Origin of the sequence: Aeromonas sp. 1805, from assembly GCF_013085525.1 — a bacterium.
GTDB lineage: Bacteria > Pseudomonadota > Gammaproteobacteria > Enterobacterales > Aeromonadaceae > Aeromonas > Aeromonas hydrophila.
Window position 1 is genome coordinate 2,103,799 of sequence record NZ_CP038515.1, and the last position, 24,007, is coordinate 2,127,805.

Below are 24,007 nucleotides of genomic sequence, written 5' to 3' on the forward strand. Positions count from 1 at the left end.
ATGGCAGCATTCGAATACAAGGCCCTCGACGGCAAGGGACGCAACAAGAGCGGCGTGCTGGAGGGGGATTCCGCCCGCCAGGTACGCCAGCTGTTGCGCGAGCAGGGGCTGACCCCGCTCGAGGTGAACGAGACCACCGAGAAGGCCAAGCGCGAGGCTAACCGCTTCGTGTTGTTCCGCCGTGGTGCCAGCACCGCTGAGCTGGCGATGATCACCCGCCAGCTGGCCACTCTGGTGGGGGCCGGCCTCACCATCGAAGAGGCGCTCAAGGCCGTCGCCGAGCAGTGCGAGAAGGCCCACCTGCGCAGCATGGTGGCCACGGTGCGCAGCAAGGTGGTGGAGGGCTATTCGCTGGCCGATTCGCTGGCGGCCTTCCCCCATGTGTTCGATCAGCTGTTCCGCTCCATGGTGGCGGCCGGCGAGAAGTCCGGTCACCTGGAGAAGGTGCTCAACCGCCTCGCCGACTACACCGAGCAGCGTCAGCACATGCGCACCAAGCTGCTGCAGGCGATGATCTACCCCATCGTACTGACCTGCGTCGCCATCGGCGTCATCTCCATCCTGCTCACCGCCGTGGTGCCCAAGGTGGTTGCCCAGTTCGAACACATGGGTCAGCAACTGCCGGCCACCACCCGCTTCCTCATCGGCACCAGCGAGCTGATGCAGCACTATGGCCTCTGGTTCCTGTTGCTGCTGCTGGTGGGTGGTTTTGTCTGGCGCTGGTGGCTGACCGACGACAAGCGTCGCCGTCACTGGCACCAGCTGATCCTGCGCCTGCCGGTGATCGGTCGGGTCAGCCGTGGTCTCAACACTGCCCGTTTTGCCCGCACCCTGAGCATCCTCAACGCCAGCGCCGTGCCGCTGCTGGAGGGGATGAAGATTTCCGGCGAAGTGCTCTCCAACGACTTTGCCCGCATGCGCATCGGTGAGGCCACCGAGCGGGTGCGGGAGGGGACCAGCCTGCGCAAGTCGCTGGATGAAACCAAAATTTTTCCGCCCATGATGCTGCACATGATCGCCTCCGGCGAGCAGAGCGGCGAGCTCGACAACATGCTGGAGCGGGCGGCAGACAACCAGGATCGGGAGTTCGAAACCCAGGTGAACATCGCCCTCGGGGTGTTCGAACCCATGCTGGTGGTCTCCATGGCCGGGGTGGTGCTGTTTATCGTGATGTCGATCCTGCAGCCGATCCTGGAGCTCAACAATATGGTGAATCTGTAAGGATCGGACGTTCGAATACGCTTCGCTATTCGAACCTACCAATCCAATCAACTCCGTAGGTTCGATTAGCCGACAGGCGTCATCGAACGATCGAGGTTTAACAATTTATCGTTGATGGTTCATGCCATCTCATTTCGTGAGGGAGTAAGTCATGCAAAAGCGTCGTCAATCGGGTTTTACCCTGCTGGAAGTGATGGTGGTCATCGTGATCCTGGGGATCCTGGCCAGCCTGGTGGTGCCCAACCTGATGGGCAACAAGGAGAAGGCGGACCAGCAGAAAGCGGTCTCCGACATAGTGGCGCTGGAAAACGCCCTCGACATGTACAAGCTGGACAACAACCGCTACCCGACCACCGAGCAGGGGCTGGACGCGCTGGTCAACAAGCCGACCGCCGCACCTGAGCCGCGCAGTTACCGCGAAGGGGGCTACATCAAGCGCCTGCCGCAGGATCCTTGGGGCAACCCGTACCAGATGCTGAGCCCGGGTCAGTTCGGCAAGATCGACATCTTCTCCATGGGGCTGGATGGCGAAGCCGGTACCGATGACGACATCGGCAACTGGAACCTGAAGGACTTCCAATAAGTGATCCCGCCGCGTCGCGCTCACCGAGTCATCTCGGGGCTGCCTGAATGAAGGTGGCCTCTTCTGCCCGTCGCCAGGCCGGTTTTACCCTGCTGGAAGTGCTGCTGGTCGCCATGTTGATGGGTCGGCTCGAGGCCACTGCCATGCAGTTGAGGCTGGTGCCATGAAACATAGTCGCCAGGCCGGTTTTACCCTGCTGGAAGTGTTGCTGGTCGCCATGTTGATGGGGCTGGTTGCCACTGCCGTCACCCTCAGCATGGGTGGCGCCAGGGGGGATAGAGAGCTCGACAAGCAGGCGCGCCGCTTCATGGCCGTGCTGCAGCAGGCGCAGGAGTACTCGGTGATGGATGGCCGGCTGGTGGGCCTGCGTGTCGAGGACAACAGCTGGCAGTTCATGCAGCGCGCGGCCAAGGATCGCAAGTGGCAGGTGATGAGCGGCGACAAGCTGCTGGATCGGGTCGAGTTGCCCGACAACATGCGGCTGGCCATCGAGCTCGAGGGCTTCAGCTGGCGGACCGAATCCGACGAGAAGTACGAGAAGGGGCGCGACGAGAAGGATCGCACCCCGCAGGTGTTCATCTTTCCCGGTGGCGAGCTGACCCCCTTCGTGCTGACCCTGACCCAGCAGGACGACGATCTGCGCTATGTGCGCACGGTCAAGGCGGACGAGTTCGGCCGTCTGCGTCTGCTGCAGGACGAGGAGGAAGAGGAATGAACGCCCGCGGCATGACCCTGCTGGAAGTCATGGTGGCGCTGGCGGTGTTTGCCATCGCCGGGCTGGCGGTGATGAAGACCGCCAGCGAGCACCTCTCCGGCCTCAACTATCTGGAACAGAAGACCCTGGCGACCTGGGTGGTGGAGAACCAGCTGGTGCAGCAGAAGCTCGAAGCCAAGTGGCCCGGTGACAGCTGGGTGGAAGGGGACGAGCAGATGGCGGGTCAGACCTGGTACTGGCGCTATCGCGGTGTCGCTACCGCCGACAGCAACTTCAAGGCGCTGGACATGGAAGTGCGTACCGCGCCCAAGGCCGACAGCCCGGTGGCCATGATCCGGACCTATATCAGCCGATGAACCTGCATCAAGGTGTCTCCATGATCCGGAGCCGGCATCAGCCGATGAACATTCACCAACGAGTCTCCATGATCCGAAGCCGGCGTCAGGCGGGGTTTACCCTGCTGGAGATGCTGGTGGCCATCGCCATCTTCGCCGGCCTGAGCCTGGGCGCCTATCAGGTGCTGCAAGGGGTGCTCACCAGCGACGAGGTGGCCAAGCGCAAGGAGGCTCGTCTTTCCGAGCTGCAACTGGCCTTCTCCGTGCTGGAGCGGGACATCACCCAGATGGTGCCGCGCAGCGGCCGCATCGACGGCGAGAACAACAAGGTGCTGCTGGCGGCCTCCCGCTTCGGCCAGCAGAGCGACGACTGGGGCATGGCCTTCATGCGCGGCGGCTGGCTCAACCCGGACGGCATGCTGCCGCGCTCCGGCCTGCAGCGGGTTGGCTGGCGCCTCAAGGATCACAAGCTGGAGCGGCTGAGCTACCTCTACCCGGATCCGGTGATCGGCACCGAGCCGCGCATCCAGCCGATGCTGGAGCGGGTGACGGCGCTGCGGCTCTATTTCTACGACAAGGGCACCTGGAAAGAGGAGTGGACCCAGCGCAACGTACTGCCCTACGGGCTGGCGGTGGAGCTGGATCTGGAAGATTACGGTACCATCCGTCGCCAGTTCCTGATCGGTGCTGGTGGCCAGAGGGCAGAAAATGGTAACTGATCGTCATTTTCCCCTGTCCGTCACGGAGGATAACGGCACTATTCGACGCCGCCAGTTCCTGATCGGCGCCGGTGGTCAGAGGGCAGAGAATGGTAACTGATCGTCCTTTTCCCCTGTCCGTCACGGAGGATGACGGCACTATTCGACGTCGCCAGTTCCTGAGCGGCGCTGGTGGCCAGAGGGCTGAAAATGGCAGCTGATCGTCGTTTTTCCCGCCCAGGCCGCCAGGGGGGCATGGCCCTGCTGGTGGTGCTGCTCATCCTGTCGGTGATGGTGATCATCGCCAGCAACATGAGCGGCCGCCTGCAGCTGGAGCTGCGCCGCACCGCCAACCTCACCGCCGGCAAGCAGGCCTGGTGGTATGCCATGTCGGCGGAGGCGCTGGTGAGCAAGGTGCTGGCTCAGGATTTCAAGGACGACCCCAACGTGGTCAGCCTGGGGCAGAACTGGGCGCGCCAGGATGCGGTCTTCCCGGTGGATGACGGCAAGCTCACCGGCCGGGTGCGGGATCTGCAATCCTGCTTCAACCTCAACAGCCTGAGCGTGCCGTTGAAGGACGGGATCAGCGGCGACGATCTGGAGAAGCAGCCCTATCCGGTCAAGGTGTTCAAGGTGCTGCTCAAGCAGCTCGAGGTGGAAGATTACGAGGCGGTGCAGCTGACCGATGCCATCCGCGACTGGACCGACAAGGATACCGTGCTGGTGTCGAGCTACGGTGCCGAGGATGCCTATTACGAAGGGCTCACCCCCCCTTATCTGACCGCCAACCAGTGGATGCTCGGCACCGACGAGCTGCGGGCAGTGCGCGGGGTGAGCGCCAAGCTGTACGCCCGGCTGGCGCCCTATGTGTGCGCCCTGCCCAACGACAAGCTGGTGGTGAACGTCAACACCATCCGGCCGGAGCAGTCGGCCCTGCTGGTGGCGCTCTATCTGGACAAGGTGGGGCTGGACGATGCCAAGCGGGTGCTGACCAGCCGCCCCCAGAAGGGGTGGAAGAACAAGAAGGAGATGACGGACCAGATGCCGGTGCAGGTAGGCAACATCCAGGGGCTGGATGCGGCGCTGGACGTCAAGAGCAGCTATTTCGAGGCCAGGCTGATTGCCGAGGTGGGTGACACCCGGGCCCGGCTGGAGAGCGTCTTCGTGCGCGGCAAGGACAACAAGCTGGTGATGCTGCGCCGTCTGAACGGCGGCGCCGAATAACAAGGGAGGCGGGCGACGGCCGTTGGCCGGCCCGCGCCATCCCCCGATTGGACTGCAGCCCATGGCTGCGCGCCCGCCCATCCCGAGGGGTGCGAGCGAGCATGGCAGGAGAGACATTAGTGAGCGAGAGTCTGGTCATCCGTCTGGGGACCAATGCGCAGCAGCCGGTCGAGTGGCTGGTGTGGTCGGGCGGGGAAGAGGAGGTGATCGCCTCCGGTACCCTGGCCTCGGCCCATGCCCTTGGCGAGCTGCAGGAGCGGGCCGGTGGCCGTCCGGCGGTGGTGCTGGTGCCCGGCAGCGATCTTATCTTCCGGCGGGTGAGCCTGCCGGGCAAATACAGCCGCCAGTCCGCGGCCGCCTTGCCCTATCTGCTGGAGGAGCAAATCGCCTCCGACGTGGATGAGCTGCACCTGGTGGTGCTGGGTCATCAGGGTCACGAGGTGGATCTGATGGCGGTCGACAAGGAGAAGATGCAGACCTGGCTCGGCTGGCTGGAGCAGGCCGGTCTCAAGAGCCGGCAACTGCTGCCGGACGTGCTGGCGTTGCCGCAGGCGACCGACGGCTGGTCGGCGCTGCAGCTGGGCAAGGAGTGGCTGCTGCGCCAGGGCCCTTGTCAGGGCATCGTCGCCGACGAGCCGCTGCTGGCCATGCTGCTGGCGGCGGAGCCGGCGCCGGTGACCATTCACAGCCATACCCCGCCGCCGGCCATTGCGGCGGCCAGCTGGCAGGCGGCCGATCCCGAACTGCCCATGCTGCTGCTGGCCCGGGGCGCGCTTGCCAGTCAGGCCAATCTGCTGCAGGGGCCTTACCGGCCGCAGACCGAATACTCCCGCTACTGGCAGCAGTGGCGCAAGGTGGCGGTGGTGGCCGGGGCGCTGCTGGTGGTGGCGTTCGCCCAGCGCGGCGTGCAGCTCTATCAGCTGGCGGAGCAGGACAAGGCGCTCAAGGCGGAGATCCGGCAGGTCTACACCCGGATCTTCCCGGGGGAGAGCCGCATCGTCAACGTGCGCAGCCAGATGACCCAGCACCTCCAGCAACTGGGGCAGACGCCGCAGGACGGGGTGTTGATGGTGCTGACCGAGCTGGCCCCCACCTTTGCCGAAGTACCCGGCCTCAAGCCCGAGGTGCTGCGTTTCGACGCGGCTCGCGGCGAGCTCAGGCTGCAGGTGACGGCCCCCGGTTTTGCCGAGATCGAGCGTTTTCGCGAGCTGGCCGGCAAGCGCTTCGACGTGCAGCAGGGGGAGGTGCGCAGCACCGAAGGCAAGGTTGAAGGGGCACTGGTGCTGAAGGGTAAATCATCATGATGGACAAACTACAAGGCTGGTGGCGCGGCATAAGCGCCCGCGAGCAGCGGCTGGTGGCGGTGGGCGGCAGCGTGCTGTTGATCGGCTTCTGCTACTGGGTCATCTGGCAGCCCATCGGCAATCGCATCGACGAGCGCGAGCGGCAGGTATTGAGCCAGCAGCAGACCCTCGCCTGGCTGAAAGAGAAGGGTGAAGAGGTGCTGGCGCTGCAGGGTGGCCAGGGCCGCCAGCTCGATACCAGCGGCACCCTGGAAGGGGTGGTCAACCGTACCGCCTTCAACCAGAAGATCAAGATTGCCCGCTTGCAGCCCCAGGGCCAGGAGCTGCAGGTGTGGATCGACACGGTGGCGTTCGATGATCTGCTGATCTGGCTGGCGACCCTGGCGGATCGCCATGGCGTGCAGGTGCAGGTGATCGAGGTGGCCCGCGAGAATCTGGCGCCCGGCCTGGTCAAGGTACGCCGCTTGCAGCTGAGCCGTCCCCAATGAAACCACGCGTCCCGAGCAGGGCCCCGCGCCTGATCGGGCGTTTGCAGTCGAGTCGTTTTCTATGAAGCAAAGAGTGCTGATTGCCGTGCTGTTTCTGGCGGCCTATCTGGTTTTCCTGCTGGCCAAGCTGCCGGCGTCTCTGGTGGTGCGCTACCTGCCGCTGCCGCCCCTGGTACAGCTGGAAGGGGTGAGTGGCACCCTCTGGAGCGGCCAGGTTGCCCGCCTGCAATACGCCAGCGAGTCGCTGACCCAGCTGCGCTGGGAGCTCAACGGCTGGTCGCTGCTGCGCTTTGCCCCTGAGGTGTCCCTGCGCTTTGGCGAGCGCAGCGGCCTCAACGGGCAGGGGGTGGTTGGCTGGAGCGGCGCCGCCTTTGGCCGCGACATCACCCTCAACGTGCCGGCCCCCTGGCTGCTGGCGCGGGTGCCGATGCAGCTGCCCGTGCCCGTGCCGGTGACGGTGGCTGGCCAGCTGCAGCTCAAGCTCGATCAGGTTGCCCAGGGCAACCCCTGGTGCGACAACCTCTACGGCAACCTCTACTGGTACGGGGCCGATGCCGATACCCCGGCCGGCAAGCTGGTGCTGGGGGATCCCGAGATCAAGCTGACCTGCATCGACTCCCGGCTGGTGGCCGAGCTCAAGCAGGGCTCGGAGGCGGTGCAGGTGCAAGGCAAGCTGGAGCTGCAGGCCAATCGCCAGTACCTGTTCCAGGGCACCCTCAAACCCGGGCCCGAGCTGCCGGAGCAGATGAAGCAGGGGCTGCCCTTCCTCGGCCAGCCCGACGGCCAGGGGCGCTTCCCGCTGCGCTACCAGGGCCGCATCTGACGGCCTTGTTGTCTGATCTGGCAAACATCGACACCACCCCGCCTCGGCGGGGTGGTGTCGTTATGGGGCCGCGGCGGCTGGCGCCGTGATGAGGTGATTGAGGAAGAAGCGGAACAGCTCGGCCCGCGAGCGCAGGTGCAGCTTGGCGTAGAGGTGCTTGCGGTGATTCTTCACCGTGCCGCTGCCGATGCCGAGCGCACCGGCAATGGCCTCGGTGTCGAGCCCCTGCAACAGCAATCCCGCCACCTGGCGCTCGCGACGGGTGAGGCTTGCGCCCCCCACGCTGGCGATGGCCTGCTCCACCGTCGCCTTGAGATCGGCGCCACCCGGTAGCATCGGGCTCTGGGCCAGCAGGGCGGCTTCCTCCCGCCAGTGCTGGCGGCACAGCGAATGCACCAGCGGAAACAGCGCATCCAGTCGGGCCAGCTCGCCACGGCTGAGGCTGCTGCGCTTGTCGAGGCGGCCCAGAAACAGCATCAGGGTGAGGCCGCCGCGCACCGGCAGGATCAGCCCCACCTCCTCCTGCCAGCCGGTGGCCTGATAGAAGTGGTGGCGATACTCGGGGTCGAGCCGCCCCCGCGACACCTGCGCCAGGGTCCAGACACCGGCCCCCAGACTCTGTTCCAGCGCCTGCATAAAGGGATCCTGACTGAAGTGGCGGGTGAGGTAGCGATCGAACAGCAGGGCCCGCTGGTGATGCAGGTTGTCATAGAGATAGACGGGGCGCTGCCCCACCCCGAGCAGCAGGGCACAGTCGAACGCCACCTGCTGCTGGATCAGGCGCACCAGCGCCGCCGGAAAGGCGCTGCCGTGCAGGGCATCGACCACCTCGGTCATGCTACGGGTAAGGGCTTCTGTGGCAAGTGTCTGGATCATGGGCGCTGGGTCATGGCGATGGCTTCCGGGTGGCGGGCAGGCTCCCCGCGATGGCCGTGCGATGGTCACACGATAGCCGAATGTTAGCACGAGAGTGGCAAAACTGTCCCCTGGGGGACATATTCGGTACGAGCCAGAGCGGCGAGGATGTGGGCTTTTCCCCCTGCTGTTGGAGACCCCATGATCAACCCCCACCTGCTCGATGAGCTGACCCGACGCGGCCTGGTGGCCCAGAATTCCGACCCGGTGGCGCTGGCCTCCCACCTCGCCACCCCGCGCACCGTCTACTGCGGGTTCGATCCCACTGCCGGCAGCCTGCACATCGGCCATCTGGTGCCGCTGCTGATGCTGCGCCGCTTCCAGTTGGCGGGTCACACCCCGGTGGCGCTGGTGGGCGGTGCCACCGGCCTTATCGGTGATCCTAGCTTCAAGGCGACCGAGCGCAACCTCAACAGCGCCCAGACGGTGCAGGGCTGGGTGGCCAGCCTGTCGGCCCAGATAAAAGCGCTGCTGCCGGCCAGCGAAGGGCTGGCGGCGCCGCTGCTGGTCAACAACGCCGACTGGATGGGGCAGATGTCCGCCCTCGATTTTCTGCGCGACATCGGCAAGCATTTCTCGGTCAACGCCATGCTGGCTCGCGAATCGGTGCGCCAGCGGCTGGCCCGCCCGGATCAGGGCATCTCGTTCACCGAGTTCTCCTACGCCCTGCTGCAATCCCAGGACTTTGCAGTGCTCAACCAGCGCCTCGGCTGTACCCTGCAAATTGGCGGCAACGACCAGTGGGGCAACATCACCAGCGGCATGGATCTCACCCGCCGCCTCCATCAGGCGCAGGTGCACGGCATGACCCTGCCCCTCATCACCAAGGCCGATGGCACCAAGTTCGGCAAGACCGAAGGCGGCGCAGTCTGGCTCGATCCGGCGCTCACCTCGCCCTACGCCTTCTACCAGTTCTGGCTCGGCACCGCAGACGAGGATGCCTACCGCTTCCTGCGCTACTACAGCTTTATGGCGCTGGCCGAGATTGAGGCGCTGGAAGCGGAGGATGCGAAGCGGCAAGGGCGCAAGCTGGCGCAGCAGGTGCTGGCGGACGAGCTGACCGAACTGGTGCACGGCAAGGGGGCGCTGGCGGCGGTGCAGCGCATCAGCGAACTGCTGTTCAGCGGCGAGGTGGCCCGTCTTGGTGAGAGCGATCTGGCCCAGCTGGCGCAGGATGGCATGCCAAGCTGCCGAATCGAGGGGGAAACCAGCCTGGTGACCCTGCTGGTGGAGAGCGGTCTAGCCAACTCCAGGCGCATCGCCCGCGAGCTGCTGGCGGCAGGCGCTATCAGCCTCAACGGCGAGATCCGCCGGGATGAGCCACTGACGACGGCTGACCGGCTGTTCGGCCGCTACCTGCTGCTGCGCCGGGGCAAGAAACAGTACCGGCTGGTGATGTGGCAGGGGTGAGCGACCCGGGATCGACAAGGGCTGCCTGGGCAGCCCTTTTGTTTATCCATCAGTTCGGTGAGTTCTGTATCCCTGTTGACATCACACGGCCAGCGGCAATAACTCGGCGTAGTCACGGATCGCTGGGAAGGCGGTGATGTGCTGCTCGGGCTGGCAACTGTCCGGGTTCTGGATGGCGAGCTGATAGCCGATGCCGTAGTCGGCGGCGGCGCGCAGGATCCGCTCGCTGTCATCCACGAACAGGGTGCGAGCCGGGTCGAATGCCAGCCGCTCGGCCAGTGCCTGCCAGCAGTGCTGACTCTCCTTCGACCAGCCCAGCTCGTGGGTGCTCACCATCAGATCGAGGTGGCCGGCCAGCCCCAGCTGCGCATCTTTCACCGACAGGCTGGCGGGGTGGGCATTGGTGAAGAGCACCAGCTGCTTGCCCGCGGCCCGCAGCGCGGCCAGGAAGGGGATGACGTGGGGCCGCCACTGGATCTTGGCCAGGATCTCCTGTTTGAGGGCACGGATGTCGAGCCCCAGCGTCTCGCTCCAGTAATCCACGCAGTACCAGTTGAGGGTGCCGCTGACGGCCTGGTAGTGCGCCTCGATCTGCACTCTGGCCTCGGCCAGCGGCAGGCCGAGTCGCTCGGCATAGCGCTCGGGTACCAGCTGCTGCCAGAGGTGGTTGTCAAAATGCAGATCGATCAGGGTGCCATCCATATCGAGCAGGACAGTGTCTATCTGGTGCCAGGGCAGTGGGGTCGGCATGGGGCCTCGGTGGTTGGGTCGAAACGGGCGGGCATTATAACGGATTTTTCCCGCCGCTTTCCCACCCTTGCCCCGTGGTGTTCGGGAGGGGAGTCGTTTACTCTTGAAACACGATTTTTTAACGAGCAGCCAGCCCCGATGAGTGACCTCCACCAACGCAAACCCGTCCACCTCAGCGCCGACACCATGGCGCATGACAAGAGCAAGCCGGAGATCCTCAAGGCCGAGATCGTGGCCGAGAGCCGGCTGTTCAAGGTGGAGTCCCTCCACCTCAAGTTTTCCAACGGCGAGGAGCGGGTCTACGAGCGGATGCGCGGTGGCAACCGGGGCGCCGTCATGGTGGTGCCGCTGTTCGATGCCCACACCCTGCTGCTGGTGCGCGAGTACGCAGCGGGCACTCACTCCTACGAGCTGGGCTTTCCCAAGGGGCTGATCGACCCGGGTGAAGATGCCTTCGAGGCGGGCAACCGGGAGTTGATGGAGGAGGCGGGCTTCGGCGCCAACAGCCTGACCCTGCTCAAGCAGGTGTCGCTGGCGCCGGGTTACTTCTCCAGCCGGATGGACATCTTGCTGGCGCGGGATCTCTTCCCCGAGCAGCGGGTGGGCGACGAGCCCGAGCCCCTCGAGGTGATCCCCTGGCCGCTGAACCGGATCGACGAATTGCTGGCGCGACCCGATTTTACCGAGTCGCGCAGCATCAGTGCGCTGCTGCTGGCCCAACGCTGGCTGGCGGAGCAGGCAGAGTAGCCCGCAGACGGGCAGTTTGAATACAGAGGATAACAAGATGCAGGAGTTGTTGGCCTGGGTGCCGGGGGTCAAGGAGATCGCGCGCGAAGCGGGCAGGATCCTTCACGAAATCTATCACGGCGGTCAGTTCGAGCGTCAGCTGAAGGAGGATGCGACCCCGGTCACCAGTGCCGATCTTGCTGCCGATGCCTACCTCAAACAGGCGCTGTCGGCGCTCACTCCCCATGTTCCCGTGCTGACCGAAGAGGCGGCCGACATCCCCTTCAGCCAGCGCGCCAACTGGCGTCAGTACTGGCTGGTGGATCCCCTCGACGGCACCGGCGAGTTCATCGCTGGCAGCGGCGACTTCGCCACCCTGATCGCCCTGGTGCAGGACAATGTGCCGGTGCTCGGCGTCATCTATGCTCCCGAGTCGAACGTGCTCTACTGGGCGGTGCGTGGTCATGGCGCCTTCAAGGAGGCGAACGGCGAGGTGCACCCCATCAGCGCCATGCACCACGAGCACGATCAGCCCGATTCGCTGGTGGTGGCCATCAGCCGCCGCCAGAAGCTGGAGAACCTGACCCGTCGCCTCAACCCGGCCATCAACTACGAGCTGATCCCGCTCGGCTCCAGCTCGCTCAAGTCCTGTCTGGTGGCGGAAGGGGCGGCCGACTGCTACGTGCGGCTCGGCCCCACCGGCGAGTGGGACACCGCCGCCGCCCAGTGCATCGTCGAGGCGGCCGGTGGCCGCATCCTCAGCCTGGCGCTGCAGCCGCTGCGCTACAACGAGACAGAGTCGCTGGAGAACCCGGACTTCATCGTGATGGGGGATCCGGATCTCGCCTGGGGCAGCATTCTGGCGCACTGAGCGGGTCAACAGGTCATCATTGACGGCAATCAGGCGGCCCATGGCCGCCTGATTGCTTGGTGTGATCCGCTGGTTTCATCGTGAATGAACAGAAATATCCGCTGGCAAAGCGCGGGAATGACAGTGAATCATCACAAGAGAAGGCGGAGGAATGGCACGATTTTTCAGGTAATTCTGCAAACGATCATTTGGCCAAAATAAAAAATTGAACAAGAGTGAAAATTTGGTTTTAAATTTCACGTTTTCAACAATATTCAGTTTTACTCATTTATGTGATCCCGATTCCATTCCCAATCTCACTGGCTGAAGCCCGTAATGGTAGTGATATGTTTCAGGGTGGACTTTTGAGAATTAAATCCCGATAAACCACAATGAACTCAGATTAAAACACTGACAAAAAGTGAATTAGTAATGAGTTTATCTGTAGACGTCACCAAGGAGCTGTCCGGTTCCTGCTCCACCACCGTCAGCGCCACCCCCTGGCGTCGCCACGACACCCACTGGGTCATCAGCCTGTTTGGTACCGCCGTCGGCGCCGGCATCCTGTTTCTGCCCATCAATCTGGGTCTGGGCGGGATCTGGCCCCTCATCATCGTCTCCGTGCTGGCCGGTCCCATGACCTTCCTGGCCCACCGCGGGCTGGCGCGCTTCGTGCTTTCCTCTTCGCGCCCCCACGCCGACTTCACCGAGGTGGCCCAGGAGCACTTCGGCAAGATGGCCGGCCGCCTCATCTCGGCGCTTTACTTCCTCTCCATCTTCCCGATCCTGCTCATCTACGGGGTCGGGCTGACCAACACGGTGGAGAGCTTCATGATCAATCAGCTCGGTATGGATGCCCCGAACCGGGTGATGCTCTCCGGTCTGCTGGTGTTCGCCATGATCGCCGTGATGCTGGCCGGCGAGAAGGCGATGCTGCGTGCCTTTGCCGTCATGGTCTATCCGCTGGCGGCCATCCTGGCGGCGCTCTCCTGCTACCTGATCCCCCAGTGGCAATGGCCGCAGCTGGGCAGCCTGGAGGGCGGCAGCTTCCTCAACACCGTCTGGCTGGCGCTGCCGGTCACCGTGTTCGCCTTCAGCCACGCCGCCGCCATCTCCGGCTTTGCCAACGTGCAGCGCCGGGAGTACGGCGAGCAGGCGGAAGCCAAGAGCAGCCTGATCCTGCGCAACACCACCGTGATGCTGGTGGGCTTCGTGCTGTTCTTCGTCTTCTCCTGCGTGCTGAGCCTCTCGCCGGCCCAGCTGGCCGAGGCCAAGGCCCAGAACGTCTCTGTGCTCTCCTACCTCGCCAACATCACCGACAACCCGGTGATCGTGACCCTGGGGCCGCTCATCGCCTTCATCGCCATCAGCTCCTCCTTCCTCGGCCACTTCCTCGGGGCCCGTGAGAGCCTGAAAAGCCTGATCGCCAAGCCCACCGGCCTGTCGCTGGCCAAGGCGGACCGGCTCGGCATCGCCCTGATGTTCTTCTCCATCTGGGGCGCAGCCATCATCAACCCGGGGATCCTGGGGCTGATGGAGACCCTCTCCGGCCCGGTGATCGCCATGATCCTGTTCATTATGCCGGTGGTGGCCATCTACAAGGTGGAGGCGCTGGCTCGCTTCCGCCACCGCTGGGCCAACGGCTTTATCCTGCTGACCGGCGCGCTGGCGGTGTCGGCGCTGATCTTCAGCCTGCTGAAGTAACGGCGAGCAACCAGCCGCAAATAAAGAGAGGCGACCCTGGGGTCGCCTCTCTTGTATCGGTCCGGTGGTGGCCTCAGCCGAGCTTGGCGCCGTTTTGTACCGCCTGCTCGGGGATGGCGATCACCACGGCGCCGTCCGGCCGGTAGAAGCCGGTCAGCAGAAACTCCGACTGGATCGGGCCTATCTGTTTGGGGGGGAAGTTCACCACGGCGACGATCTGGCGGCCCACCAGCTCCTGAGGTTGGTAGAGGTCGGTGATCTGGGCGCTGCTCTTGCGTACCCCGAGCTCGGGGCCGAAATCCGCCCACACCTTGTAGGCCGGACGGCGCGCCTCGGGGAAGGGCTCGACCCGCACCAGGGTGCCCACCCTGAGCTCCACCATCTCGAAATCCTGCCAGCTTATGGTCTGCATCTTGGCTCCTCGTTGCCCATACCTTGCATGAGCCTCAGCATGCCTCGAAACCACCTGCGCCGTCTTCGGCAAACGGCCGCCCGGTTACGGCAAGCGGCCGTTTTGCTGGCGCCAGCGGGAAGGGGTCAGTCCGGTTTCGGCCAGGAAGCGCTCGCCGAAGGCCCCCTGATTCTGGTAACCGCAGCGGCTGGCCACGTCGCCGACGGGCAGGGCGGTGTGGGCGAGCAGGGTACGCGCCAGCGCCATGCGCCGCGCCCGGATGTAGTGGGAGACGCTCATCCCCACCTGCTGCTGGAAGGCGTGCTTGAACTGGCTCTGGCCGAGGCAGGCGATGGCGGCCAGCTGCTCGTTGTTGAGGGGCTCGGCGAGATGCGCCTCGATATGACGCTGCACCTTGCCGATGCGCGGGGCGAGGCGGGCACGGCCGCGCGAGCCTGCCTGCTGCGCCTCTGCCAGCAGACCCAGCCACACCTGCTCCATGCCGGCCACGTGGCGCCCATCGGCCACCATGCGGTGCAGGAAGGCGAGGTAGTGGCGCTGGGCCTGGTCCAGCTCGATGAAGGGGCGCTCGCCCAGCTCGCCGGGCAGCCAGTGACTCTCCTGCACCAGAAACGAGAGCGCCGGATCGGCGGCGTAGTCGTGCCGCTCACCGGGGGCGATGATGCAGGCAAAGCCGGGCGCAAGCCGCCGCCCCTGGCCCTGCACCTCGATCTCGATGGGACCGTCGAGGGGGATCACCAGTTGGGCATGGTCGTGGCTGTGGCTGCAGACGTCGCTCTGGTAGCGACGCAGGCTGAAAGGGGCGGATAGCGATGACGCGGCCTGGGGCCGCGTCATCGAAGGGGGTTTGCTGTTTGGCATCTGCTGCAGGATTACTCGGCGTCGAAATCTTCGATCTCTTTGCCCAGCGCTTCCATGATGGCACGCGCCTCGGCAGGGACGCTGTCCGGATGATCCTTGCGCAGATCTTCGTCGCAGGGCAGCGGCTGACCGGTGAAGGCGTGCAGGAAGGCTTCGCAGAGCAGCTCGCTGTTGGTCGCATGACGCAGGTTGTTCACCTGGCGACGGGTGCGTTCATCGGTCAACACCTTCAGCACCTTGAGCGGGATCGAGACGGTAATCTTCTTGACCTGTTCGCTCTTCTTACCGTGTTCCGCGTAGGGGCTGACGTAGTCGCCGTTCCACTCTGTACCCATGATCCACCTGTTCTCATTTAGCCGTGAGCGCGGATTTTAACCCTTAAGGAATTTAATGGCAATCCAACAGCAAAGCCATTTAGACGTCTAGAAGTGTTGACGGCCTTTTTAAGCTGGCGTAGTGTGGTTCACCATGAGCCTGCAATGGCGGGATGGCGCGTGGCAGAAATAGCATGCCAGCGTGTGAAGAGACATCAAGGAGAGTGACATGACCCACAAGGCCACCCAGGCAGTACGCACCGGGATTGAGACAGACACACAGCACGGTGCCGTGGTGCCGCCCATCTACCTCTCCAGCAACTACACCTTTGCCGACTTTGGCGAGCCCCGTCAATACGATTATGCCCGCTCCGGCAACCCGACCCGCACCAATCTGGCGGACGCGCTGGCGGCGCTGGAAGGGGGCGCCGGCGCCGTGGTGACCGGCACCGGCATGGGGGCCATTCATCTGGTCACCACCGCCCTGCTCAAGGCAGGGGATCTGCTGATCGCCCCCCACGACTGTTACGGTGGCACCTGGCGCCTGTTCGAGTACCTGGCGGCCAAGGGCCACTACCGGGTACAGTTCGTCGATCAGGGGGACGCGGCGGCACTGGCCGAAGCGCTGGCCCAGCAGCCCGCGCTGGTGTGGGTGGAGACCCCCTCCAACCCGCTGCTGCGGGTGGTGGATATCGCCGCCATCGCCGAGGCGTCCCACGCGGCGGGCGCCAAGGTAGCGGTGGACAACACCTTCCTCTCGCCACTGCTGCAACAGCCGCTGGCGCTGGGGGCGGACCTGGTGGTGCACTCCACCACCAAGTACATCAACGGCCACTCCGACGTGGTGGGCGGGGTGGCGATCGCCAAGGATCCCGAGCTGGCCGACTCCCTGGTGTGGTGGGCCAACTGTCTGGGACTCACCTCCGGGGCGTTCGACTCCTACCTCACCCTGCGCGGTCTGCGCACCCTGGCTCCCAGATTGCGCGCCCATCAGGAGAACACCGACCGCATCCTCGCCTTCCTGCAGCAGCAACCGCTGGTCAAGCGCATCTATCACCCCAGCCTGCCGAGCCATCCGGGCCATGATATTGCGCGCCGTCAACAGTCCGGCTTCGGCGCCATGCTAAGTTTTGAGCTCGATTGCAATGAGGCGGGCATTCGCACCTTCCTGGCGGCCCTCACTCTCTTCTCGGTGGCCGAATCCCTCGGCGGGGTGGAGAGTCTGGTGGCCCATCCGGCCAGCATGACCCACAGGGCCATGACCCCGGCCGCCCAGCAGGCGGCAGGCATCAGCAGCCAACTGCTGCGGATGTCGGTCGGTATCGAACACGGTGAGGATCTGGTGGCCGATCTGGCCGCGGCGTTTGCACAGGCACAGCAGGTGGCGAAGTAATGGAACAGCAGCAACAAGGAGAGATCGCGGTGGCAACAGAAGCAGGCTTGAAGCGACGTCACGTCCACAAATTCGGTGGCAGCAGTCTGGCGGATCCGGTCTGTTATCGCCGGGTCGCCAGCATTCTCGAACAACAAGCCGAGCAGCAGGGGGGCGGACGAGAGCTGGTGGTGGTTTCCGCCGCCGGCAAGACCACCAACCGGCTGATCCAGCTGGTGGAGCTGGCCGAAGCAGGCGATGAAGCCGCCGGCGAGGCCATCTCGGCCCTGCAGGCCTATCAGCAGAGCCTGATCGACGGCCTGCTGGAAGGGGAGCTTCACCTCGAGCTGAGCCAGCAGCTGGCCGACGACATGCAGCTGATCGCCAAGACCCTGGAGGGACAGTTTGACCGCTTCGAGCGCAACGGCCTGCTCGCCTTTGGCGAGGTGTGGTCGGCGCGCCTGTTGGCGGCCCTGCTCACCAGTCGCGGCGACAAGGCCATCTGGCTCGATGCCCGCAGCTTCCTGCGCGCCGAGGATGGCGCCCTGGTCAAGGTGGATACCGCGCTGTCCAGCGAACTGCTCAAGGCGCGGCTGGCGGAACACGCCGGCCGCATCGTGGTGACCGGCTTTATCGCCGCCGACATGGAAGGCCGCTCCCTGCTGCTCGGTCGCAACGGTTCCGACTACAGCGCCAGCCTGTTGGCCCTGCTGGCGGACGGCGAATCCACCACCATCTGGAGCGACGTGGCCGGGGTCTACAGCGCCGACCCGCGCCGGGTGAAGGAGGCGCGCCTGCTGGAGCGCCTGAGCCTCGCCGAGGCGAACGAGCTGGCCCGCCTCGGCTCCTCGGTATTGCACTCGCGCACCCTGCAGCCGGTGGCCGACAGCCGCCAGCGCCTCACCCTGCGCTGCAGCTACAACCCGGACGAGGGTTGCACCCACATCCTGCGCCGTGCCCCGCGCTCCGGCGGCGCCCGCATCGTCTCCTCGGTGGATCAGATCGCTCTCATCGAGCTGAAGGTACTGCCGCAGACAAACTATGAGCAGACGGTGGCCACCATCGAGGCCCATCTGGCCCGCCATCGCCTCAACCCGCTCACCCTGCAGCGCCAGCCGGATCGCCGGATCCTGCGCCTCGCCTACACCCTCGAGGTGGCACAGGGGGCGTTCGAGCTGCTGCGCGATTTCCAGCTGCAGGGCAGCTTCACCGGTCTTATCCAGCGCGAAGGCTACAGCCTGGTGGCGCTGGTGGGGGCCGGCGTCACCGACAACGCCGAGCAGTGCCACCGCTTCTACCAGCTGCTGGCGGATCAGCCGCTGGAGTTCGTGCAGGTGGCCAAAGATGGCCTGAGCCTGGTGGCCGTGCTGCGCCAGGTGGTGCTGGAGCCACTGCTGATCGCCCTGCACAGCGCCCTGTTCAGCCGCCCGAACCGGGTCGGGCTGGTGGTGTTCGGCAAGGGCAACATCGGTGGTCACTGGCTCAACCTCTATGCCCGCGAGAAGGCGCGGCTCGAGCATGAACTGAACCTGGCGCTCACCCTCTACGGGGTGTTCAGCTCGGAAGGGGGCTTGCTGGATGAAGAGGGGCTCAACCCCCTCAAGGTGCAGGACAACTTCAATCCCAAAGCGCTGATCTGGCCCGAACTGCTGGCCCAGCTGGAGCAGCACGGCTTCGATACCCTGATTGCCCTCGACATGACCGCAAGCGAGACGGTGAGCCGCTACTACCCGGACTTCGCCCAGCTCGGCATTCACATCATCGCCGCCAACAAGTTTGCCGGCGCCGCCGACAGCGAGTTCTACCAGCGCATCAAGCAGACCTGCCGCGACCATCAGGTGCAGTGGCGCTACAACGCCACCGTGGGCGCCGGGCTGCCGATCCAGTCCAGCATCCAGATGCTACGCCAGAGCGGCGACCGCATTCAGGGGGTCTCCGGCATCTTCTCCGGCACCCTCTCCTGGCTGTTCCAGCAGTATGACGGCACTCGCCCCTTCTCCGAACTGGTGGACGAGGCGTGGCAGCACGGCCTGACCGAGCCGGATCCCCGCGAGGATCTCTCCGGCCAGGATGTGCGCCGCAAGCTGCTGATCCTGGCGCGGGAGGCGGGTTTCGAGCTCGACTCCGCCGACATCGAGCTGGAGAATCTGGTACCTGTCTCCCTGCGCAAGGTGAGCACGGATCAGTTCATGGACAGCCTGAAAGAGCTGGATGACCCGATCCAGACCGCCTTCGAGGGGGCGCGCCGGGTCGGCAAGGTGCTGCGTTATGTCGCCCGCTTCGAGCACGACGGCAAGGCGCGGGTCGGGCTGGAGGCGCTGGAGCCCCACCACCCGTTCGCCAACCTGCTGCCGTGCGACAACATCTTCGCCATCGAGAGCGACAGCTATCGCACCAACCCACTGGTCATCCAGGGGCCGGGCGCCGGTCGGGAAGTGACGGCAGCGGCCATCCAGTACGATCTCTGGCAGATATGTGCCAGCCTGTAACAGCGGACAAGCCATTCAGTCAAAGAGGCGCCAGTGGCGCCTCTTCTCATTGCGGGTCAGTCATTTTGCGAGAGGATATCCCTTAAGTGACGACCTGAAGTAGACACGAGGGGCAAGGGGGAGCAATAAGTGCAGTGCAGGCAATCACATGGCAGGCCACTGGCCGTTTGAGGCGATGCAGTCCTGACGAAACTTCTCCCATGGGGCGGGATCCTCAACCCCATTCAGGTTCAACCCCATGTTGATCAACATGCCCTGAAAGATGCGCAGCTGACGGAGCAGCTGGAATTGCGCCTGCTCCCGAGAGAGGTTGGTCGCCAGCAGCTGAGTCATAGCATCATCGACGGCGGAACCATACTCCTGACGGAAATCTTCCAGTGTTGCCTCCATGGTCAAGTCCCTGAGCTTTTTGAGGGTGGCCGGCGGTATGGAAGAATAGGTTTTGGCTTTGGTTATCAGCCCATCACAGACCGCGATGGTATCGGCGCTATTAGCACTCGCCGTGAAAGAGGCGAAGAGAGCCAGCAGACAGAGCAGGCGCATGGACAGGTGTCCTCCGTTGAAGATGAGGCGATTATGCGGCAATCAAATACCTGCGAAAAGGGCGCCAATATGGCGCCCTTTTTCTATATGCGTTGCAGCCTGTCAGCCATCAACCTGTGTTGCGCATACCTGCGGCAATACCAGCGATGGTGACCATCAGCGCCTGATCCAACTCGGGATGCAGAGTTTCGGCATGGTTGCGCGAGCGGCCCAGCAGCTCGACCTGCAGCACGTTGAGCGGGTCTGTGTAGGGGTTGCGCAGCTTGATGGATTCCTTGATCCAGGGCTGGTCGTCGAGCAAGTCGCCCTGCGGGCGCAGCTCCAGCACCACCTGGATGGAGTCGGCAAGCTCCTGTCGCAGCTGTTTGCCGAGGCCCCACAGCTCCTTGGGCACCAGCCGGGTGTCGTAGTACTCGGCCAGCCAGACGTCAGCCTTGAGGAACACCATCTCCAGCATCTCGAGGCGGGTACGGAAGAAGGGCCACTGACGGCTCATCTCTTCCAGCACGCCCTTCTGACCGTCGGCGATGGCTTGCTGCAGCCCCTTGTGGGCGCCGAGCCAGGCCGGCAGCATCAGCCGGTTCTGGGTCCAGGCGAAGATCCAGGGGATGGCGCGCAGGCTCTCGACGCCGCCGTTGGGTTTGCGCTTGGAGGGGCGCGAACCGAGCGGCAGCTTGCCGAGCTCCATCTCGGGGGTGGCGGCGCGGAAGTAGGGCACGAAGTCCGGATGACCACGCACTATGCTGCGGTAGTGATCGCAGGAGACAGAGGCCAGCTGCTCCATCACGGCGCGCCAGCACTCCTTGGGCTTGGGCGGCGGCAGTAGGTTCCCCTCCAGCACGGCGCTGGTGTAGAGGTTGAGGCTCTGGATGGCGACCTTCGGCAGGCCGAACTTGAAGCGGATCATCTCGCCCTGTTCGGTCACCCGCAGGCCACCGCGCAGGGATCCTGGCGGTTGCGACAGGATGGCCTGATGGGCGGGGGCGCCACCACGGCCGACGGTACCGCCACGGCCGTGGAACAGGGTGAGGCGCAGATTGTTGGCCTCGGCCAGTGCCACCAGGGATTCCATGGCGGCGTACTGGGCCCAGCCGGCGGCCATCATGCCTGCGTCCTTGGCGGAGTCGGAGTAGCCGATCATCACGTACTGACGGCCCTGGATGTAGCCGCGATACCAGTCCACCGACAGCAGGCGCTCCATCACGGCGGTGCCCGCCATCAGGTCTTCCTGGGTCTCGAACAGCGGGGCGACCGGCATGCGGAACTTGCAGCCGGCCTCTTTCAGCAACAGCTGCACCGCCAGCACGTCGGACGGTGCGCCAGCCATGGATATGATGTAGATGCCGAACGCATCGGGATCGTGCTGGGCGATGACCTTGCAGGTATCCAGGGTCTCGCGGGTCTCGTCGCTCGGCTCCCAGTCGGTCGGGATGAGCGGGCGGCGGGAGTTGAGTTCGTTGAGCAGGAAGGCTTGCTTGTCGTCCTCGCTCCACTCGGCGTAGTCACCCATGCCGAGGTAGCGGGTCAGCTCGGAGAAGACCTGGCCGTGGCGTTCGCCATCCTGGCGGATGTCCAGCTTGACCAGATGGATGCCGAAGCAGGCCAGCTTGCGCAGCACGTCCAGCAGCATGCCATCGGCGATGTTGCCCATGCCGCAGGCGTGCAGGGAGTGGTAGCAGAGCTCCAGCGGCTCGCGCAGCTGGGCGGTGGTCTTGACCAGATCCCGGCTCTCGCTCGCCTGGCCCTGCACCTTGGCGGTGAGGAACTCCTGGGTCTCGCGCAGCTGTTCGCGCAGCTCGCGTACCAGGGCGCGGTAAGGCTCGGGGTGATCACCGACCCGCTCGCGCACGGCGTCGGTGCAGTCGGACATGGAGAGCTCGGAGGTGAGCTCCTTGATGTCCTTGTAGAACAGGCTCACCGCCATCCAGCGGCCCAGCTCCAGCACTTCGGCGGTCACCTTGGCGGTGACGAAGGGGTTGCCGTCGCGGTCACCACCCATCCAGGAGGTGAACTTGACCGGCGCGGCATCCAGCGGCAGCCGCACACCCAGGTGGTGTTGCAGCCGCTCGTCCAGATTGCGCATGAATTCGGGGATGGCCGGCCACAGGCTGTTTTCCACCACGGCAAAGCCCCACTTGGCCTCGTCTACCGGGGTCGGGCGCTGTTCGCGGATCTCGTTGGTGTGCCAGGCCTGGTTGACCAGCTGTTCGATGCGATTGAGGATCTTGTCCCGCTCGCGGGGCAGCAGATCGGAGAGTTCCAGCGCCTCGAGGCAGTCGTTGAGCTGCACGTGCTTGTGGATCAGGGTGCGACGGGTCACCTCGGTGGGGTGGGCGGTCAGCACTAGATCGATGTCCAGCTCGCGCACGGCCTGGATGATGGCTTCCTGCGACAGATTGGAGGCTTTCAGCTTGTCGAACATCTGCTCGAGCGGATCCGGGGTGCAGACCTGCTCTTCGCAGCGACGGGAGATGGTGTGGAACTGTTCGGCCACGTTGGCCAGGTTGAGAAACTGGCTGAAGGCGCGGGCCACCGGCAGCAGCTCGTCATCGCTCAGGTTGCGCAGGGTATCGAGCAGACGTTCCCGGTCTGTCTCATTGCCTTTGCGGGAGGATTTGGCCAGCTGGCGAATGGTTTCGATCTTGTCGAGGAAGGCCTGTCCCTGATGATCCTTGATGGACTTGCCCAGCAGTTGACCCAGCATGCCTACGTTGGCGCGTAGTGCGGCGTACTTTTCGTTCATTCCACATCCTTATCTTGTTGGTGCCTGACACCCATCCGGGGTGAGAGACGACCTCACTTATTGTTGTGCGATTACAACATATGCTCCGTCATCTTAGGGTGACAATCTACCCAGATTGTCTGCGCAAGGTCAAATAACAGGCCGATTCAGAACATGTATTTCCATCACCTGTCCCGAGGTGCGATGTCATGTAACTTACTTACATTCCCGTCAATTCAGAGACAGAAACGGCGGATCAGGTGCTGCAATACGCTGGTGGTCGGTTTGACGAACGACAGATCCAGATATTCGTCCGGCTGGTGGGCCTGGGCGATGTGGCCGGGGCCCAGCACTATGGTTTCACAACCGAGCTGCTGGATGAAGGGGGCCTCGGTGCAATAGTTCACGGATTCGGCGGCCCGCCCGCTTGCCCGCTCGGCCTCGCGCACCAGCTCGGAGTCATCGACGCAGGCGTAGGCGGGGATCGGCTCGTGCAGGTGCTGCAGGTGCAGGCAGCCCGGCTGGTGGATCTCGATGGGGGAGAGCGCCTCTTTCAGCATCCCCATCAGCTCGTCTGGGCCCACCTGCGGGGTGGGGCGCATGTCGATGTGCAGTTCGCAGCAGCCGCAGATGCGGTTCGGGCTGTCGCCCCCCTGGATGTAGCCGAGATTCAGCGTGGGCTGCGGCACGGCGAATCTGTGGTCGGCGTACTTCTCCTTCAGGCTGTGCTGCAGCTTGAGCACCTGGCCCATGGCCTGGTGCATGATCTCCAGCGCGTTGACGCCGTTGGCGGGATCCGAGCTGTGACCGCTCTTGCCGGTAATGCGGATGGCTTCCGACATGTGCCCCTTGTGGGCCACCACCGGCACCAGTCCGGTCGGCTCGCCGATCACCGCATAGTCGGGTTTCAGCTCAGCCGCAGCGGCGATGGCGCGGGCCCCCGCCATGGTGGTCTCTTCATCGGCGGTGGCGAGGATGCGCAGCGGCTTGCTGAGCATCTTGAGATCGATCTCCTTGAGTGCCTCGACGATAAAGGCGAAGAAGCCCTTCATGTCGATGGTACCGAGGCCATAGAGGCGGTTGCCCTCCTCGGTCACCTTGAAGGGATCCTTGCGCCAGGCGCCTTCGTCGAACGGCACCGTATCGGTGTGACCTGCCAGCAGCAGCCCCCCTTCACCCTGACCTATCGTCGCCACCAGATTGAACTTGCCCGGCAGATCGGGCAGGGCGGTCACCTCGCACTGAAAACCGAGCTGACCGAACCAGTCGGCCAGCAGCCGGATCACCGCCTCATTGCTCTGATCCCAGCGGGGATCCGTGCTGCTGATGGACGGAATCGCAATAATATTCTTGTAGAGTGAAAAAAAATCCAGATTGGCCACCTGCTCCTCCTTGCTTCCCCGGAATGTTTCTGTTAGAAAATACAAATGCAAAGTGAGTGCATGAATATTCTGTAAGTTTGCCTGAATACGTGGCTCATCGACAAGGCTTCTAGTTGTAAGGGAAAGTTAATGTTCTGTCACCTGATCTATAACCGACGACACACAC

At 64.2% G+C, this 24,007-nt stretch carries 24 protein-coding genes and 2 pseudogenes; 18 read left to right on the forward strand and 8 right to left on the reverse strand.

The features are described 5' to 3' along the window. From exeF to exeN, 11 genes and pseudogenes are all read left to right on the forward strand, one after another. A complete protein-coding gene (exeF, locus tag E5E96_RS10030) occupies positions 1-1,221 on the forward strand; it encodes a GspF family T2SS innner membrane protein variant ExeF (protein ID WP_011704542.1) in 1,221 nt (406 codons plus the stop codon). A 151-nt stretch (positions 1,222-1,372) separates the two neighbouring features. Continuing rightward, positions 1,373-1,804 (forward strand): GspG family T2SS major pseudopilin variant ExeG, encoded by a 432-nt coding sequence (gene exeG, locus E5E96_RS10035; RefSeq protein WP_005308483.1) that lies wholly within the window; start codon positions 1,373-1,375, stop codon positions 1,802-1,804. A 47-nt stretch (positions 1,805-1,851) separates the two neighbouring features. Then, positions 1,852-1,962, forward strand: a pseudogene (locus tag E5E96_RS10040) (type II secretion system protein); the annotation flags it as partial. Between the two features lie 5 nt (positions 1,963-1,967). Beyond that, a complete protein-coding gene (gene exeH / locus E5E96_RS10045; protein ID WP_171282065.1) occupies positions 1,968-2,519 on the forward strand; it encodes a GspH family T2SS minor pseudopilin variant ExeH in 552 nt (183 codons plus the stop codon). After that, positions 2,516-2,875, forward strand: coding sequence for a GspI family T2SS minor pseudopilin variant ExeI (exeI, locus tag E5E96_RS10050; RefSeq protein ID WP_005308487.1), 360 nt, complete (start codon positions 2,516-2,518; stop codon positions 2,873-2,875). The genes exeH and exeI overlap by 4 nt, the downstream gene beginning before the upstream one ends. A 68-nt stretch (positions 2,876-2,943) precedes the next feature. Then, on the forward strand, positions 2,944-3,573 hold the full coding sequence (gene exeJ, locus E5E96_RS10055; RefSeq protein WP_081304868.1) for a GspJ family T2SS minor pseudopilin variant ExeJ: 630 nt from the start codon (positions 2,944-2,946) through the stop codon (positions 3,571-3,573). Between the two features lie 25 nt (positions 3,574-3,598). Next, positions 3,599-3,673: pseudogene (locus tag E5E96_RS22500) on the forward strand (type II secretion system protein GspJ); the annotation flags it as partial. A gap of 89 nt (positions 3,674-3,762) precedes the next feature. Next, positions 3,763-4,776 (forward strand): GspK family T2SS minor pseudopilin variant ExeK, encoded by a 1,014-nt coding sequence (gene exeK, locus E5E96_RS10065; RefSeq protein ID WP_042862657.1) that lies wholly within the window; start codon positions 3,763-3,765, stop codon positions 4,774-4,776. Between the two features lie 119 nt (positions 4,777-4,895). Further along, positions 4,896-6,080, forward strand: a complete 1,185-nt coding sequence (gene exeL / locus E5E96_RS10070; protein WP_080722382.1) for a GspL family type II secretion system protein ExeL — start codon at positions 4,896-4,898, stop codon at positions 6,078-6,080. Next, positions 6,077-6,568 (forward strand): GspM family type II secretion system protein ExeM, encoded by a 492-nt coding sequence (exeM, locus tag E5E96_RS10075; RefSeq protein WP_016349344.1) that lies wholly within the window; start codon positions 6,077-6,079, stop codon positions 6,566-6,568. The genes exeL and exeM overlap by 4 nt, the downstream gene beginning before the upstream one ends. A gap of 61 nt (positions 6,569-6,629) precedes the next feature. Next, on the forward strand, positions 6,630-7,391 hold the full coding sequence (gene exeN, locus E5E96_RS10080) for a GspN family type II secretion system protein ExeN (protein ID WP_171282066.1): 762 nt from the start codon (positions 6,630-6,632) through the stop codon (positions 7,389-7,391). 60 nt (positions 7,392-7,451) lie between these two features. Here the strand turns inward: exeN and E5E96_RS10085 are convergent, their stop codons facing one another. After that, positions 7,452-8,267, reverse strand: coding sequence for a helix-turn-helix transcriptional regulator (locus E5E96_RS10085; RefSeq protein WP_171282067.1), 816 nt, complete (start codon positions 8,265-8,267; stop codon positions 7,452-7,454). Positions 8,268-8,447: 180 nt separating this feature from the next. Here E5E96_RS10085 and tyrS point away from each other — a divergent pair, with 180 nt between their 5' ends. Further along, a complete protein-coding gene (gene tyrS / locus E5E96_RS10090; protein WP_171282068.1) occupies positions 8,448-9,716 on the forward strand; it encodes a tyrosine--tRNA ligase in 1,269 nt (422 codons plus the stop codon). A gap of 81 nt (positions 9,717-9,797) precedes the next feature. Here tyrS and yrfG read toward each other — a convergent pair whose 3' ends face one another. Further along, positions 9,798-10,466 carry a GMP/IMP nucleotidase gene (gene yrfG, locus E5E96_RS10095; RefSeq protein WP_101149822.1) on the reverse strand — a complete coding sequence of 223 codons (669 nt, stop codon included), beginning with the start codon at positions 10,464-10,466 and terminating at the stop codon, positions 9,798-9,800. A gap of 138 nt (positions 10,467-10,604) precedes the next feature. On the opposite strand from yrfG, the gene nudE reads away from it, so the two are divergent. The 4 genes from nudE (at position 10,605) to E5E96_RS10110 (ending at position 13,746) form a co-directional block, all read left to right on the forward strand. After that, on the forward strand, positions 10,605-11,213 hold the full coding sequence (gene nudE, locus E5E96_RS10100; RefSeq protein ID WP_017785790.1) for an ADP compounds hydrolase NudE: 609 nt from the start codon (positions 10,605-10,607) through the stop codon (positions 11,211-11,213). A gap of 37 nt (positions 11,214-11,250) precedes the next feature. Next, on the forward strand, positions 11,251-12,063 hold the full coding sequence (cysQ, locus tag E5E96_RS10105) for a 3'(2'),5'-bisphosphate nucleotidase CysQ (protein WP_011704554.1): 813 nt from the start codon (positions 11,251-11,253) through the stop codon (positions 12,061-12,063). An 80-nt stretch (positions 12,064-12,143) separates the two neighbouring features. Continuing rightward, positions 12,144-12,272, forward strand: a complete 129-nt coding sequence (locus tag E5E96_RS22755; protein WP_256681938.1) for a hypothetical protein — start codon at positions 12,144-12,146, stop codon at positions 12,270-12,272. 202 nt (positions 12,273-12,474) lie between these two features. After that, the gene (locus E5E96_RS10110) at positions 12,475-13,746 is read left to right on the forward strand and encodes an aromatic amino acid transport family protein (RefSeq protein ID WP_017408955.1); all 1,272 of its coding nucleotides are present in this window, start codon (positions 12,475-12,477) and stop codon (positions 13,744-13,746) included. 73 nt (positions 13,747-13,819) lie between these two features. Here the strand turns inward: E5E96_RS10110 and E5E96_RS10115 are convergent, their stop codons facing one another. The 3 genes from E5E96_RS10115 to metJ form a co-directional block, all read right to left on the reverse strand. Further along, complete coding sequence (locus E5E96_RS10115; protein WP_010635217.1) at positions 13,820-14,158, reverse strand: tRNA-binding protein; 339 nt, start codon at positions 14,156-14,158, stop codon at positions 13,820-13,822. An 84-nt stretch (positions 14,159-14,242) separates the two neighbouring features. Continuing rightward, positions 14,243-14,995, reverse strand: coding sequence for an AraC family transcriptional regulator (locus E5E96_RS10120; protein WP_139389501.1), 753 nt, complete (start codon positions 14,993-14,995; stop codon positions 14,243-14,245). Positions 14,996-15,030: 35 nt separating this feature from the next. Further along, positions 15,031-15,354, reverse strand: coding sequence for a met regulon transcriptional regulator MetJ (gene metJ / locus E5E96_RS10125; protein ID WP_005308521.1), 324 nt, complete (start codon positions 15,352-15,354; stop codon positions 15,031-15,033). A 208-nt stretch (positions 15,355-15,562) separates the two neighbouring features. Between metJ and metB the strand changes: the two genes are divergently transcribed. Next, entirely contained in the window at positions 15,563-16,726 is a 1,164-nt protein-coding gene (gene metB, locus E5E96_RS10130; protein WP_171282069.1) for a cystathionine gamma-synthase, read from the forward strand. Next, positions 16,726-19,194 carry a bifunctional aspartate kinase/homoserine dehydrogenase II gene (locus E5E96_RS10135; protein WP_171282070.1) on the forward strand — a complete coding sequence of 823 codons (2,469 nt, stop codon included), beginning with the start codon at positions 16,726-16,728 and terminating at the stop codon, positions 19,192-19,194. The genes metB and E5E96_RS10135 overlap by 1 nt, the downstream gene beginning before the upstream one ends. A gap of 144 nt (positions 19,195-19,338) precedes the next feature. On the opposite strand, the gene E5E96_RS10140 is transcribed toward E5E96_RS10135, so the two are convergent. The 3 genes from E5E96_RS10140 to argE form a co-directional block, all read right to left on the reverse strand. Then, the gene (locus E5E96_RS10140; protein ID WP_171282071.1) at positions 19,339-19,737 is read right to left on the reverse strand and encodes a hypothetical protein; all 399 of its coding nucleotides are present in this window, start codon (positions 19,735-19,737) and stop codon (positions 19,339-19,341) included. A 109-nt stretch (positions 19,738-19,846) separates the two neighbouring features. After that, positions 19,847-22,480, reverse strand: a complete 2,634-nt coding sequence (ppc, locus tag E5E96_RS10145) for a phosphoenolpyruvate carboxylase (protein WP_005308531.1) — start codon at positions 22,478-22,480, stop codon at positions 19,847-19,849. Positions 22,481-22,695: 215 nt separating this feature from the next. Next, entirely contained in the window at positions 22,696-23,841 is a 1,146-nt protein-coding gene (gene argE / locus E5E96_RS10150) for an acetylornithine deacetylase (RefSeq protein ID WP_171282072.1), read from the reverse strand. Between the last annotated feature and the right edge of the window lie 166 nt (positions 23,842-24,007).

Coding starts and splice junctions, on each gene's coding strand:
- exeG (WP_005308483.1), top strand. CDS start 1,373: ATGCAAAAGCGTCGTCAATCGGGTTTTACCCTGCTGGAAGTGATGGTG.
- cysQ (WP_011704554.1), top strand. CDS start 11,251: ATGCAGGAGTTGTTGGCCTGGGTGCCGGGGGTCAAGGAGATCGCGCGC.
- E5E96_RS10120 (WP_139389501.1), bottom strand. CDS start 14,995: ATGACGCGGCCCCAGGCCGCGTCATCGCTATCCGCCCCTTTCAGCCTG.
- E5E96_RS10085 (WP_171282067.1), bottom strand. CDS start 8,267: ATGATCCAGACACTTGCCACAGAAGCCCTTACCCGTAGCATGACCGAG.
- exeN (WP_171282066.1), top strand. CDS start 6,630: ATGAAGCAAAGAGTGCTGATTGCCGTGCTGTTTCTGGCGGCCTATCTG.
- E5E96_RS10140 (WP_171282071.1), bottom strand. CDS start 19,737: ATGCGCCTGCTCTGTCTGCTGGCTCTCTTCGCCTCTTTCACGGCGAGT.
- exeF (WP_011704542.1), top strand. CDS start 1: ATGGCAGCATTCGAATACAAGGCCCTCGACGGCAAGGGACGCAACAAG.
- E5E96_RS10115 (WP_010635217.1), bottom strand. CDS start 14,158: ATGCAGACCATAAGCTGGCAGGATTTCGAGATGGTGGAGCTCAGGGTG.
- yrfG (WP_101149822.1), bottom strand. CDS start 10,466: ATGCCGACCCCACTGCCCTGGCACCAGATAGACACTGTCCTGCTCGAT.
- nudE (WP_017785790.1), top strand. CDS start 10,605: ATGAGTGACCTCCACCAACGCAAACCCGTCCACCTCAGCGCCGACACC.
- exeK (WP_042862657.1), top strand. CDS start 3,763: ATGGCAGCTGATCGTCGTTTTTCCCGCCCAGGCCGCCAGGGGGGCATG.
- metJ (WP_005308521.1), bottom strand. CDS start 15,354: ATGGGTACAGAGTGGAACGGCGACTACGTCAGCCCCTACGCGGAACAC.
- exeJ (WP_081304868.1), top strand. CDS start 2,944: ATGATCCGAAGCCGGCGTCAGGCGGGGTTTACCCTGCTGGAGATGCTG.
- E5E96_RS10110 (WP_017408955.1), top strand. CDS start 12,475: ATGAGTTTATCTGTAGACGTCACCAAGGAGCTGTCCGGTTCCTGCTCC.
- exeM (WP_016349344.1), top strand. CDS start 6,077: ATGATGGACAAACTACAAGGCTGGTGGCGCGGCATAAGCGCCCGCGAG.
- exeH (WP_171282065.1), top strand. CDS start 1,968: ATGAAACATAGTCGCCAGGCCGGTTTTACCCTGCTGGAAGTGTTGCTG.
- ppc (WP_005308531.1), bottom strand. CDS start 22,480: ATGAACGAAAAGTACGCCGCACTACGCGCCAACGTAGGCATGCTGGGT.
- exeI (WP_005308487.1), top strand. CDS start 2,516: ATGAACGCCCGCGGCATGACCCTGCTGGAAGTCATGGTGGCGCTGGCG.
- E5E96_RS10135 (WP_171282070.1), top strand. CDS start 16,726: ATGGAACAGCAGCAACAAGGAGAGATCGCGGTGGCAACAGAAGCAGGC.
- tyrS (WP_171282068.1), top strand. CDS start 8,448: ATGATCAACCCCCACCTGCTCGATGAGCTGACCCGACGCGGCCTGGTG.
- metB (WP_171282069.1), top strand. CDS start 15,563: ATGACCCACAAGGCCACCCAGGCAGTACGCACCGGGATTGAGACAGAC.